8 protein-coding genes are annotated in these 14,331 nt (G+C 41.1%); all 8 read left to right on the top strand.

Going from position 1 to position 14,331, the window contains the following annotated elements; translation table 11 throughout:
* Nucleotides 1-2,748: a LuxR C-terminal-related transcriptional regulator gene (locus tag DSM03_RS04710; protein WP_128759840.1), complete on the top strand. Its 2,748-nt coding sequence runs from the start codon at nt 1-3 to the stop codon at nt 2,746-2,748.
* A gap of 226 nt (nt 2,749-2,974) precedes the next feature.
* Nucleotides 2,975-6,085: a SusC/RagA family TonB-linked outer membrane protein gene (locus DSM03_RS04705; RefSeq protein WP_128759839.1), complete on the top strand. Its 3,111-nt coding sequence runs from the start codon at nt 2,975-2,977 to the stop codon at nt 6,083-6,085.
* A gap of 12 nt (nt 6,086-6,097) precedes the next feature.
* A complete protein-coding gene (locus DSM03_RS04700) occupies nt 6,098-7,519 on the top strand; it encodes a RagB/SusD family nutrient uptake outer membrane protein (RefSeq protein ID WP_128759838.1) in 1,422 nt (473 codons plus the stop codon).
* Between the two features lie 41 nt (nt 7,520-7,560).
* Nucleotides 7,561-8,934 (top strand): glucoamylase family protein, encoded by a 1,374-nt coding sequence (locus tag DSM03_RS04695; RefSeq protein ID WP_128759837.1) that lies wholly within the window; start codon nt 7,561-7,563, stop codon nt 8,932-8,934.
* Nucleotides 8,930-10,327, top strand: a complete 1,398-nt coding sequence (locus DSM03_RS04690; protein ID WP_201740413.1) for a glucoamylase family protein — start codon at nt 8,930-8,932, stop codon at nt 10,325-10,327. Before DSM03_RS04695 ends, DSM03_RS04690 begins: the two co-directional genes overlap by 5 nt.
* A gap of 6 nt (nt 10,328-10,333) precedes the next feature.
* Nucleotides 10,334-11,107, top strand: coding sequence for a carboxylesterase family protein (locus DSM03_RS04685; protein ID WP_128759836.1), 774 nt, complete (start codon nt 10,334-10,336; stop codon nt 11,105-11,107).
* A gap of 27 nt (nt 11,108-11,134) precedes the next feature.
* Nucleotides 11,135-13,411, top strand: a complete 2,277-nt coding sequence (bglX, locus tag DSM03_RS04680; RefSeq protein WP_128759835.1) for a beta-glucosidase BglX — start codon at nt 11,135-11,137, stop codon at nt 13,409-13,411.
* 11 nt (nt 13,412-13,422) lie between these two features.
* On the top strand, nt 13,423-14,328 hold the full coding sequence (locus DSM03_RS04675; protein WP_128759834.1) for an alpha/beta hydrolase: 906 nt from the start codon (nt 13,423-13,425) through the stop codon (nt 14,326-14,328).
* Nucleotides 14,329-14,331: the final 3 nt, after the last annotated feature.

Raw genomic sequence — 14,331 nt, 5'->3', positions numbered from 1 at the left:
ATGTTCTCAAAATATTTAAATAGATTCATTCTCGTTGTCCTGCTTCTTTCCGGAACATCAAATTATGCGCAAAACTTTTTTCCACCGGTAACCAATTACAGCAGTAACACATATAATGCGGCAAGTCAAAACTGGGGCTTGAGCACAGATGCAGACGGTATTTTATATGCAGCGAATAACGAAGGGTTATTGCGTTTTGACGGTCAGCGATGGGAAGTTTTTACATTACCTAACCAGACCATCATACGCTCTGTTTTCTGTCTGGGAGATCGTATTTATACCGGCTCTTATGAGGAGTTTGGATACTGGACAAAAACACGCGTTGGCGGTTTACAATACACCTCACTTACGCACCTTATTGATACTACGTTTCAAAATGAAGAGTTCTGGCAAATTTATTCGGTAGGAAATACAGTTTATTTTAGATCCTTCGGAAAGCTGTACCGTTATGAAAACAACAAGATCTCCGCATTTCAGCCAGATTTTGTAATTACCGCAATGACCTTCTTTAAAAATCAACTTTTTCTGGGCGCTAATGATGGAAGGATTTATCGTTTTCAAGCTGAAACATTTAAAGCGGTCACTTTCAACACCAATAATTCTAGTGCTATCATTGAGCTTACTTCTTTCAAGGGAAAACTACTCGCCGGAACACGTATCAACGGAATATTCAGTTTTAAAGATGAACAACTCATTCCCTGGGGGAACCCAAACCTAAGTGAATTTTTAAACACAAACGAACTCAACAAAATTGAGCCTTTTAATGAAAGTCTCCTTATTATCGGGACTATCAAAGGAGGTATTTTATATTACAACCCCAAGACACAAACCTTTAAAAATCAGTTTCGCCAAAACGGTCTTCAAAACAATACCGTATTATCACTTCATAAATCAAATACTAAAGTCTGGCTGGGTCTAGATAATGGCATAGATGAGATTATCCCTGATGCTCCCATTCAATATTTTTTAGACAACACCGGGCAGTTGGGAGCTGTTTATGATATTGCCTATTTTAATGATGCTTTTTATGTAGGTAGCAATACGGGGGTGCATAAAATTACAGATTCTGGTCTGTCTTTTATTCCCGGTTCTCAAGGACAGGTATGGAGTTTCAGCACGATTAATAATCAGTTATATATTAATCACAACCTGGGACTGTTTGAATTAAAAAACGATCAACTCAGTCTTATTTCAGGAGCTTCGGGGAGTTTTAGTTTAACGCAAATTCCTCAGTCACAGGAATACATTAACAGCACATACAACGGCTTAAAGCGGTATAAAATGCAAGCTGAAAATCTAGAAAATCTTCCGCTTTATGAAGCTGGCGGCGCACCGGTAGAACACATTATTTTTGAGGATAAAACACACTTTTGGGCCGCACATCCGTATAAAGGTTTTTATGCTGCAGATCTTGACTTGGCGGAGTTAAAAATCAGCAATCAGCAGTTTTATACAACTCATGAATCACTAGATGCTTACAAAACCACTATACATCAAATTGAAGGTCAGACCGCTTTTTACAATGCCGGTAATTGGTATCGCTATAACCGCATCAGTAAAGATCTCGAACTTTTTAAAGATCTAAAATCCTATAATTCTTATGCTTTACTGAGTAATCAGGAAAACTCGTATTGGTTTAAAAACCGAAACGGAAACGGTCTTGTTTACACAGATTTTACTCAGGACAGTATATTCATTTATGAACCTGTTTTAGAAAGCAGATCTATAAAAAACTATGAGCGTATTATAAAGCGCAACGATAGTATTTATTTGATTACGCTGAATGAAGGTTTTGGGCGATTAAATCTTACTCAACTGAAACAAGCCGGCACTCGAGAACAAATGCAAGAACCCTTACTCAGTTTGGTTTCTACTTCAAAAAGTACATTAGACATTAATGCATCAATCTTTAAAATAGATTATAATGAATCTGCAACTATTGATTTTGAAGTAGCTGCACCATCTTTACATAAACCTGAATTTTATTACACCCTTTCTAACGGAAATAAAGGCTACTCAAAAGGAACACTATCTTTTCAGAATTTACAGTCCGGGAGTTATAAACTCAACATTTGGCCTCTCGTTAACGGGAAACAAGGAGAAAAGCCACTTACCATAGATTTTGTGATCAGCAGACCCTGGTACTTATCTAATATGATGATTGTTATCTATGTATTATTGCTTTTTGGAATCATCTTTCTAATTGCAGTAATCAATAAAAACAAACTGAATAAACACCGTAGGGAACTTGAAGAACGTCTGGTTAAAGAACAAGAACGTAAAACCCAAATCGCAGAACGCAATAAACTACTGCAAGAGATCAATACTAAACGCAAAGAACTTGCTAATACAACCTATCTGGCCGCAAAACGTAACAGCAGCTTAATAGATATTAAAAATGAACTGGAGGATGTAAAAGAAAAAGGCAGCAACCCAAAAAAGGTTTCTAACATTCAAAGCAAGATCAATCACATCATCGACGCAAAAGATAACTGGAAGGTTTTTGAAACGACTTTCAAAGAAATCAACGATGATTTCTTTCATCAGTTATTGGAAGACCATTCTGATTTGAGTTCAAAGGATTTAAAACTCTGTGCCTATTTAAAAATGAATTTAAGCACCAAAGAAATTGCTCCACTCATGGCAATTTCGGTTCGTGGAGTAGAGATTCATCGGTATAGATTACGTAAAAAATTAGGTCTAAAAAGCGGTAAGAATTTATCAAAATACCTGATCAAAAATTATTAAATTCTTATACTTCAATAGCTATTTTAACTAAATAATACTTTCTCAACACTACATCAATGCAGTTTACGAAAACGTTATAATTACATTTTATAAATTATAAATAACTTAATTAGAGATAGTTACTATAAATTAACACTCTGATGTATTTTTTATGTAGCTATATTAACTTATTCCTCTGCTATATTGACCCCAAAATCATAAAAAACCAATTCAAATTTTAGTGTGTATGAAACTTAAAATAACTTTTCTGTTATTTCTGTCACTCGTTACTTTTGGAGTAACAGCACAGGATACAAAAACAGTAACGGGTACTATTACAGATACTCGTGATGTGCCATTACCGGGAGCAGAAGTTAAAGTTGTTGATAAAGACAACTATGCTGTTACCGATTTTGATGGAAACTTTTCATTAGAAGTTGTAGTCGGAGATCAAGTACGTGTCACGTATTTAGGTTTTGAAGCTCAAACATTTTCTATAACTAATGACGCTACATATAATATAGTGTTGCAAGATCAGTCGAGCGAACTTGATGAAGTAGTTGTTGTAGGGTATGGTAATCAGAAAAAATCTGACATTACCGGAGCGATCGTTTCTGTTGATAGTGAAGAGATTACTAAGCAACCTGCTACTTCTGCTTTGACCTCTGTTCAAGGTAAAGTTGCCGGTGTTAATATTATCGCAAACGATGCACCTGGTTCTACACCTACTGTTTTAATGCGTGGTCTGGGTACTGCAGAAGGAGGTAGATCTCCTCTTTATATCGTAGATGGCCAACCATTGTCTGATATTACCAGCATCAACCCGAACGACATTGAATCGATCGATTTTTTAAAGGGAGCTTCCTATGCCAACATTTATGGTATACGTGCTGCAAACGGTGTTATTCTGATCACTACCAAACGTGGTAAGCAAGGTAAAACAGTATTCTCTTTTGAATCGTATTATGGAGCTAAAACCATATTAAATCCAGTTAAGATGGCAAATGCGCAGCAGTATACGCAATATTTTAATGAAGAAAGTGCTGCAAATGGAGGCTTTTTACTTCAACAAAATCAACGCTATAATACGGACTGGTATGATGAATTACTACAAACGGGTACTATTAATAACAATAGTTTTTCGGTTTCAGGAGCAGGAGAGAACATAGACTATTTCTTGAGCTACAACCTGTATCAAGAGAAAGGTATTTTAGAAGGTCAGCAGTACAACCGTGGTACTATTCGTAGTAACAACACCTATCATTTATTTAATGACCGTTTACGTTTTGTACAAAACTTAAATGTTGCTTATACTAATGAAACTCCTAAACCTTTTGGAGCTTTTAGTACAGCCTATCGCCAGTCTCCGTTAGTTCCTGTGCGTTATGACAATGGTCTTTTTGGACAATCTTTTGTAAACCAATCTACCGGAGTTGTAGGATTTACTACACAGCCTGGCGAAACGCTAGGTCGTTTAAATTCTCACGGAAACCCGGTTTCTCAAGTGTATTATCAGGATCAGCAAATCAATACAACCAGCCTTCAAGGTCAGATCGCTGCAGAACTAGACATTACTGATGATTTGATGCTAACCACTCGTTTTGGTGCAACTAAATACTACGCAACAAGCAAAAGCTTTACAGATATTAGAGACCAGTGGTTAAATGCAGACCCCAACCGTTCTGAAGCCTTTTTTGATGCACAACGTGTTCCTAATGAGGACGGTGTAGTTTCTACAGAATATGCAAATAACTCGTACACCATAAGACGCACAGAATCATATCGTTGGAATATTGAAAGTTTCCTTACTTACGATAAGTCGTTTGACAAGCACAACCTGAGTGCAACTGTAGGTATCAGCCGCGAGAACTATCAAGGTGGAGAATTTACCGAGTCTCAGGCTTATGATGTGGAGGCAGATCCTAATCTGCGTAATTTCAACTTGAGAACAAGTCAGTTATTTAACGATAACGTAGACGGTGATACGTATCAAAGCACCAATCTACAGTCGTATTTTGGTCGAGTAGAATATAACTATGATCAGCGTTATTATGTACGCGCCGTACTAAGACGTGACGGGACCAGTGATTTTGCCACCGGTGACAACAACTTCTTTGGGTATTTCCCAGCAGTAAGTTTAGGTTGGACGATGACTAACGAAGCCTTTATGGAAGATAACGGCGTGTTAGACAACCTGAAATTCTTTGCAGGTTGGGGTAAATTGGGTAACCAGGCGATTCCATTCAATGTGCAATCGATCAACGCCGGTTCTGGAAGTCGTAACACAAATTATGTTTTTGGTCCTACACAAAGTTTGATTGTAGGTTCTGCTTTAGGAACACCTGCAATTCCACTTTCTTGGGAGGTCACTGAAGAATTTGAAGCAGGTTTTGACTTTGCATTATTCAACAGAAAACTTTCGGGAACTATTGATTATTACAACCGCTTAAATACCAATGCAATTCTTAATGTACGTCCCTTATTAAACTCAGAATATAGTGCAAACTTCTTTGATGAGGCTGCAGAGATCTCTAACTCTGGTTTTGAATTTTTAGTTAATTGGAGAGATCAAATAGGATCTGACTTCTCTTATAACATTGGTGTTAACCTTTCAACCAACAAAAACCGCGTACAAAACGTAAGACCGGCCTATGATGGTGCCATTGGTGGTAGCTTGGGTAACGGCCGTATCACCAAACGTCTTGCAGAAGGTCAACCTATTTTTGCGTGGTGGATGTATGAAGCAGATGGTGTATGGCAAACCCAAGAGGAGATCGACAATAATACTTCTTTAGGTAGCGCTGCACCCGGACATTTACGCTATGTAGATCAAAACGAAGATGGTGTTATAGATGACCGTGATAAGAAATACTTTGGCTCATATATTCCTACCTATAACTACGGGATCAATCTAGGTGCAAACTACAAGAACTTTGACTTGAGTGTTTCTGGTTTTGGTGTAGGTGGTAACAAGGTTTATAATGGATTATATAGCACGAGACTTGGTGGAGAGAATATTTCAGAGGAAATTTTCAACAAAAGATGGACTGGTCCGGGTTCTACCAATGTGAATCCAGGAGCTGATCGTGATGTAGAAGCCTCTTCGTATTACTTAGAAGATGGTTCTTACTTTAGAATCAACAACATTACTGTAGGATACACCTTGCCTGAAATATCTTCTTTTATAAACAGTGCACGTGTGTATGTAACGCTTCAAAACCCATTTATGTTTACCGATTATTCAGGATTTACTCCAGAATTAAATCAAAATGGAGACCCTACAAATACTACAGGTATCGAGCTTTCGGCATATCCTAATACACGTTCGTTCATTGTTGGAGCAAACTTCAAATTATAAAAACAAAGCACTATGAAATTTATATATAAAACACTCTTATTAAGCCTGTTTACCGGGCTTGTCTTTAGCAGCTGTGATGATTTTGTTGAAGATGTAGACATTGTAGATCCTACCGCTGAAGATGGCGACGACTATTTACCGGTTGAGTTTTTAACCGGCGTTTATGGGATGCATACTGATTTCTCTTATGCATTCTCTTACTTAGGAATCACCGAAATTATTTCTGATAACTCAGATAAAGGGAGTTCGCCTACCGATTCTGGTGCAGATAAAAGAGTACTTGATGATTTGACTTTCACCTCTTCTTCAGGTTCGGTAACCGCGATGTGGACACAGTGGTACAAAACCGTGGGTCGTGCTTCTCAGGCGATTGAGATCACACAAAACTATGAAGGGCAAACACAAGTGCCAGGTTCTAGAGTTATTGGTGAGGCTAAATTCTTGAGAGCCCTTAACTATTTTTGGTTGGTTCGGTCTTTTGGAGCAATCCCTATTCAGGAAGTTGACCTTGTAGAACGCGCTCCAGTAGAAGAAGTATATGCCTATATTGAGCAAGACTTATTAGACGCGATTGATGCGCTTCCTGTAAAAAGTAATTATGCTACAGAAGACTTAGGTCGCGCAACTAAAGGTGCAGCTCAAGGCTTATTGGCTAAAGTTTACCTCTATCAAGAAAAATGGCAAGCAGCTGCAGATATGGCCAATAATGTGATCACTTCTAATCAATACAGTCTTGATCCTGATTATGCAAATATCTGGAGAGAAATGGGTGAAAACGGACCAGGTTCTTTATTTGAAATCCAAGCGCGCGGTGAAATACCTCAGCATGGCGTTCAACAATATTCTCAAACACAAGGTGCTCGTGGTACCGGCGGTTGGGGATGGGGTTTCAACACACCTTCTCAAAATTTAGAAGATGCGTTTAACGCAGCAGGTGACAACATTCGTCGTGATGCTACCATCATTTTTGCTGGTGAAACGCTTTTTGACGGTCGTGAAGTAGATGCAGGAGTTGAAAACCCACGCTATAATGAGAAAGCGTACTCCTCTTCTAATGCTGGTCAAAGTGACGGCGACAAGAATATTAGAGTGTTGCGCTATGCGGAAGTACTCCTCATTCGCGCTGAAGCTTTAAACGAACTTGGACAAACCAGTGCTGCTTTAGCACCTCTCAATTTAGTTAGATCTCGTGTTGAATTATCAGCAGTAACTTCTACAGATCAGGGAACCGTACGTCAAGCAATCTGGACGGAACGTCGTCTGGAATTGGCTATGGAGCACGACCGCTGGTTTGATCTTGTGCGTACCGGTCAGGCTGAATCTGCAATGGCAGCAGATGGTAAGACATTTATCACCGGTAAACACGAATTATTCCCGATCCCTAACAATCAGTTGGTTCAAACTCCTGAAATGACACAGAATCCGGGATACTAATTCAATAAATTTTAATCTCGATCATCGAGTAAAAAGTAATTATGCGATATATTTTAATTGGGTTGATCCTACTATCCCTGCCAGGATGTAAGGGTCGTGATTCTGAAGCAGAAAAACGGGAAGTGCAAGACACTTCCCAGATTTCTCCTTCTAATGATGAAGAGAGTCTCCTAGACTCGGTACAAAAACAAACCATTAATTATTTCTGGGATGGGGCCAATACAAATTCCGGACTCGCTCCTGAGCGTATTCATATGGATGGCATTTACCCATCAAATGATAAAAATGTGGTTACCATAGGCGGTACCGGTTTTGGCCTGATGGCAATTCTCGCCGGAGCAGAACGTGGTTTCATTCCCAAAGATTCGGCTTTTGTCCGTTTTCAGAAAATGGTTGATTTCTTAGATAATGCAGACCGTTTTCATGGTGCCTGGCCACACTGGCTCGATGGGACAACCGGTAAGGTGAAACCTTTCAGTAAATATGATGACGGTGGCGATCTGGTAGAAACTGCTTTTCTGGTTCAGGGATTACTTAGCGTTGCTGAATACTATAAAGATGGCAGCGAAGAAGAGAAAGCGCTTGCTGCTCAAATTCAAAGAATGTGGGAAGAAGTTGAGTGGGACTGGTATACACAAGGTAAAGACGTGCTCTACTGGCACTGGTCACCTAATGTAGGCTGGAAGATGAACTTCCCCGTAGGAGGTTATAACGAGGCGCTTATTATGTATGTTCTTGCAGCGGCTTCTCCTACACACCCTATCACAAAGGCTGTTTATGAAAAAGGCTGGGCTCTTGATGGTAAGATCGCTCAGGACACCACCGTTTACGGAATGCATACAGTTTTAAATCATTTTGAACACGATGATGCTCCTGTAGGTCCACTTTTCTGGGCACATTATTCTTATTTAGGATTAAACCCAAAAGGGCTTTCTGATCAATATGGTGATTATTGGAAACTCAATGTAAACCATGCGAAGATTCAATATGAATATGCTGTTGAAAATCCAAAAGGGTTTAAAGGCTATGGCCCCGACCTTTGGGGATTGACATCCAGTTATTCTATTAATGGTTATGCCGGGCATCGTCCAGGTAATGACCTTGGAGTCATATCCCCCACAGCTGCCTTATCATCAATGCCTTACACCCCTAAAGAAAGTAAAGCCTTTTTGCGCCATATGTATACCGATTTAGATTCTCTTGTTGGAAAATATGGTCCGTATGATGCGTTTAGCTTGCAAGAGGATTGGTATTTACCGCGCTATTTAGCGATTGACCAAGGTCCTATCCCGGTGATGATCGAAAACTATCGAAGCGGCTTACTTTGGGATCTGTTTATGAAAAATGAAGAAGTACTCAACGGACTTAGAAAACTAGGTTTTGAGAGTCCGTATCTAAAAAACGAAGAGGATTAAAAATTTAATTCACATAGTATTTGTATTGAGCCTATTAGGGTGTTCTAGTGACAGCAGCGATGCTGTCGCCGACATCCCTGATGAAACTCCTGACGAGGGAAATGGTGGAGAGAACCCCACTACAGAACCTGACTTGACCGATGAAGAAATTTTAGATCTTACGCTGGAGGAAACATTCAAGTATTTCTGGGATTATGCCAATGCCGAATCGGGTGCCGCTAAAGAACGCTACATTCCTGCAAATCCTACCCGGGACCAGCATATTGTTGCTTCGGGCGGGACCGGCTTTGGACTAATGGGAATTCTGGTGGGGATTGAAAGACAGTTTATTTCAAGAACTAAAGGTTTTAATCGGCTCTCAAAAATCATCAATTTTCTGGAAACAGCAGACCGTTTCCACGGTGCCTGGCCCCACTGGATCAATGGTACTACAGGAAAGGTGATTCCGTTTAGCACATTAGATGATGGTGCAGACATCGTAGAGACTTCTTTTGTTGCTCAAGGATTAATAACTGTTGGGGAATATTTCAAAAACGGTTCTGCCGAAGAACAGGCTCTCGCCCAAAAAGCTTTTGAACTCATAGACGGTATTGAGTGGAATTGGTTTACACAAGGCGAAAATGTATTGTACTGGCACTGGAGCCCTGATAATGAATTTGCCATAAATCTAAGTTTACAGGGCTATAATGAGACCTTAATCACCTATGTTATGGCAGCTGCTTCCAAAGATTTTTCCATTGCGCCTGAAGTCTACAATCAGGGTTGGGCACAAAATGGCGGTATCAAATCTTCAGCTGTGGTTTACGGTTACCCGCTTGAAGTGAAACACGCCGGAGCAGAGCAAACCGGAGGTCCGCTGTTTTGGGCGCATTATTCCTATATGGGTTTAAATCCTTTTGGTTTATCAGATGCTTATGTAAATTATGAGACCGCTACAGTAAATCACGCTTTGAGCAATTATGCCTATTGCGTTGAAAACCCAAAAAACTGGCCGGGTTATGGTTCTGATCTTTGGGGTCTAACTGCCAGCTATACCATCAATAGCGATGGAAGTCTGGGGTATACCGCCCACAGTGCGGGTAATGACACAGGGGTAATCACCCCAACTGCAGCGCTAAGTTCATTTCCGTATACACCAGAAGAATCCATGGCTGCTTTACGGAGGTTTTATGAATTGAAGAATATTTTACTGGGACCTGCCGGATTTTATGATGCGTTCAGTGCGGTTCAAAATTATGAAGTAGCTGAAGCCTATCTAGCCATTGATCAGGGGCCAATTTTAGTTATGATCGAAAATCACCGAAGCGGTCTCCTCTGGAGGTTGTTTATGCAAAACGAACGCGTACAGGCCGGTCTTGACAAACTAAATTTCAACTATACCGTACCTCAATAAAATTCAATGAAAAATCAACTTACATTTATCATTGCGTTCCTGGGTTCAGCTGTTATGCTGGCACAGAATACCTTTGAACGTGCCGTCTATCACAGCAATGGTGATAGTTTACAGTATCGCATTCAATACCCGTTAAACTACGACGAGACTAAACAATACCCACTGGTTTTGTTTTTACACGGCGCCGGGGAACGTGGTTCTGACAATGAAACACAACTTACCCATGGAGCACAGGTTTTTACTAACACTGGCAATCGCAATGCATTTCCTGCAATCGTGATTTTTCCACAGTGTCCTAAAGACTCCTATTGGGCAAATGTTGATGTAGACCGAAGTACCTATCCCATCGGCATCACCTTTCACCCCGATCAAAAACCCACACCCCATTTACAGATGGCTGCAGATCTGGTAAATTCTTTCATAAAAGAAGGAAAGGTTGACACTTCAAGAGTGTATATCGCCGGACTCTCAATGGGCGGAATGGGTACTTATGAAATGGTGCAGCGTAACCCGGAAACTTTTGCTGCAGCCATTGCCATTTGCGGCGCCGGAAGCACTAGCGAAGTCCAAAAATATGCTTTAAACACTCCGTTTTGGGTAATTCATGGCGCAGACGACAATGTGGTAAAACCAACGTACAGCCTGCAAATGGCAGAAGCCATGCTCGAAGAAGGTGCAAAACCGAGAGTTACCGTTTACGAAAACGCCAATCACAACAGTTGGGACCCGGCCTTTGCTGAGCCCGATTTCCTTTTGTGGCTTTTTAGTCACACCAAATAAAAATTGAAAGTCCAAAAAAAATTGAAAATGAAGACAATACATTCCCGATACATTTTAATAGTACTCCTCTGTATTTCAGTACATGCGATTGGTCAGAAAAGACAGGCGATTCCTGAAGTAGAGGCTTTATTAAAAAAAATGACCCTTGAAGAAAAAATAGGTCAGCTCAATTTGCTTACTCCCGGTGGCGGTGTCGCAACCGGCTCTGTGGTAAGTAAAAACGTAGAAGAAAAGATTAAAGCCGGAAACGTGGGCGGTCTTTTTGGAGTTTCAGGTCCTGATAAAATCAGACAGGCTCAGGAAATCGCGGTAAAAAACACGCGCTTAGGTATTCCGCTGCTTATTGGGTCTGATATTATTCACGGGTACAAAACTACTTTCCCAATTCCGCTGGGACTTTCAAGCAGCTGGGATATGAAATTGATTGAGAAAACCGCCCAGATTGCTGCTCAGGAATCTACTGCAGATGGCATTAACTGGAACTTTTCACCTATGGTAGACATTGCGCGCGATCCCCGTTGGGGCCGTATCGCTGAAGGTGCCGGTGAAGATCCCTATCTGGGTTCTCAAATTGCCAAAGCTATGGTAGAAGGCTACCAGCAGGACGATCTTACTGCTGAAAATACCATGATCGCTACCGTTAAACATTTTGCGCTTTACGGCGCTTCAGAAGGAGGTCGCGATTACAACACCACCGATATGAGCCGCGTAAAAATGTTTAATGAATACTTACCTCCCTACAAATCCGCGATTGATGCCGGTGCCGAGAGTGTGATGAGTTCGTTTAACGATGTTGACGGTGTTCCTGCGAGTGGTAACAAATGGTTATTGACTACGCTATTGCGTGACCGTTGGGGCTTTGACGGCTTTGTAGTTTCAGACTACACCTCGGTTAATGAGATGATCGCGCACGGAATGGGTGATCTACAGGCCGTTTCAGCACTTTCTATAAATGCTGGTTTGGATATGGATATGGTAGGTGAAGGCTTTTTAACCACCCTTAAAAAATCGGTTGAAGAAGGTAAAGTAACCGAAGAAACCATTACAAACGCTTGCCGCCGCATTTTGGAAGCGAAACACAGACTGGGCCTATTTGAGGATCCTTATAAATATTCAGATTCTAAACGACCTCAGCGCGATATTCTAACCGATGCAAACAAGGTCGTTGCCCGGGAGGCAGCGCGTAAATCTTTCGTTTTACTTAAAAATGAAAACAATACGCTTCCGCTTGCTAAAAATGCTAAAATCGCATTGGTTGGTCCACTTGCAAATAGCAAAAACAATATGCTAGGTACCTGGGCACCAACCGGAGACCCGCAACTTTCAATTCCTATTTTAGAAGGACTAAAAAATGTAGCTCCAGATGCTCAAATCACTTACACTAAAGGTGCTAATATCTCTAATGACTCCGCTTTCGCGAAAAAAGTAAACGTATTCGGTCCGCGTATTGAAATCTCACAGGAAAGTCCGGAAGCCCTATTGGCTGAAGCGTTAGCTGCAGCAAACAATGCTGATGTGGTTGTTGCTGTGGTAGGTGAAGCCACCGAAATGAGCGGTGAAGCCGGAAGCCGCACCGATATCACAATTCCGGAAAGTCAAAAGCATTTGATACGCGAACTCGTAAAAACCGGAAAACCGGTAGTACTTGTCTTGATGAGTGGCCGCCCACTGGTCATCACCGAAGAAATGGATTTGGCGGTAAGCATTTTACAGGTTTGGCATCCCGGTATTGAAGCCGGTAATGCGGTTGCTGATGTGGTTTTTGGAGATTACAATCCTTCCGGAAAGTTAACAGCCAGCTGGCCACGCAACGTAGGGCAGATTCCGGTGTATCACAGTATGAAAAATACGGGTCGTCCCGCTCCGGGTCCAGAGTTTGAAAAATTCAAATCTCAATATCTGGACTCCCCTAATGCACCTTTGCTTCCGTTTGGTTACGGACTAAGCTATACTTCATTTGAGTATGGAAATCTTTCGCTAGCCAAAAAAGAAATTAACCAGGGTGAATCTCTGGAAGTACAGGTTGACGTGACCAATACCGGTGACCGAGACGGCGAAGAGGTGGTGCAGTTGTACCTGCACGATATAGTACGCAGTATTACCCCGCCGGTGCGCACACTTAAAGGATTTGAAAAAGTGTTTTTAAAGAAAGGAGAAACTAAAACAGTTACCCTAACTTTAGAAGCAGATGATCTCAAATTCTACAATGGCGCGCTCGATTTTGTTGCTGAACCGGGTGAATTTGAAATCTTTGTGGGCGGAAACAGCAACGCTTCCCTAAAAGGAACTTTTACTTTAAACTAAAATTAACCAGGATGATACGTCAAATCTGCATATTCGCGACTCTTGTTTTTTCAGTCTTTTCCCTGGGAGCACAGCAAAAATATATAGGTCAGGTCTATGCAGATTTGGTAAAATCCACGCACACCTATACAGACACGCTGAAGCTGGATTTCTACACTGCGCAGGAAAATAAAGCAGACGTCTCCAGACCACTAATAATTCTGGTTCACGGTGGTGGATTTTCAGGAGGGAAACGCGATAACCCAGAAGAAACAAAGTTCTCGGAAACTATGGCTTCCAAGGGTTATGCAGTAGCTTCTATAAGCTATCATCTTACGCGAAAGGGTAAACCAACCGGTTTTGGTTGTGATTGCCCCGCTGCCGAAAAAATGGAGACTTTTAAACAAACTACCGCAGATATTCTTGATGCGTTACGTTACCTGGAGTCCAATTCGGATTTCAGCTTTGATCACAACAAGATCATTTTAGCAGGCAGCAGCGCCGGTGCAGAAGGTATTTTAAACACCGCCTATATGGCGCAACATCCCGATTTTAAAAATCTGGGTGATTACCCAAAAATTGCTGCAGTAATCTCGTTTGCAGGAGCTGTGGTTGATGCCCGCTACATCACTGTAGAAAATGCGATTCCCGGTTTTTTTATTCATGGTGATGCTGATAATTTGGTTCCCTACTCGAGTGCTCCGCATCATTTTTGTCCATACTTGAGTGCTGGTTTTTTACCCCTTGACGGCGATGCTTTTATCGCGGCAAAACTGAAAGAGCTAGACGCTTCCTATAGCCTACTTACCGCACCCGGCGGCAATCACGACTGGGCAGGTATTGGCTATAAATACACTGATGAGATTGCAGCTTTTATAAATGCTGTGGTCAACCAGACGCAACTGATTCAAAACGCGGAAAACGTCACAAAAAATTAATGT

This window comes from Leeuwenhoekiella aestuarii (assembly GCF_004104055.1).
GTDB classification, from domain to species: Bacteria; Bacteroidota; Bacteroidia; order Flavobacteriales; family Flavobacteriaceae; genus Leeuwenhoekiella; species Leeuwenhoekiella aestuarii.
Note: the sequence above shows the minus strand (reverse complement) of the source record. Positions and strands in the feature narration are given on the sequence as shown.

What these genes read in the sequence shown, in the direction of transcription:
- DSM03_RS04710 (WP_128759840.1), top strand. Translation starts at nt 1, where the DNA reads ATGTTCTCAAAATATTTAAATAGATTCATTCTCGTTGTCCTGCTTCTT.
- DSM03_RS04705 (WP_128759839.1), top strand. Translation starts at nt 2,975, where the DNA reads ATGAAACTTAAAATAACTTTTCTGTTATTTCTGTCACTCGTTACTTTT.
- DSM03_RS04700 (WP_128759838.1), top strand. Translation starts at nt 6,098, where the DNA reads ATGAAATTTATATATAAAACACTCTTATTAAGCCTGTTTACCGGGCTT.
- DSM03_RS04695 (WP_128759837.1), top strand. Translation starts at nt 7,561, where the DNA reads ATGCGATATATTTTAATTGGGTTGATCCTACTATCCCTGCCAGGATGT.
- DSM03_RS04685 (WP_128759836.1), top strand. Translation starts at nt 10,334, where the DNA reads ATGAAAAATCAACTTACATTTATCATTGCGTTCCTGGGTTCAGCTGTT.
- bglX (WP_128759835.1), top strand. Translation starts at nt 11,135, where the DNA reads ATGAAGACAATACATTCCCGATACATTTTAATAGTACTCCTCTGTATT.
- DSM03_RS04675 (WP_128759834.1), top strand. Translation starts at nt 13,423, where the DNA reads ATGATACGTCAAATCTGCATATTCGCGACTCTTGTTTTTTCAGTCTTT.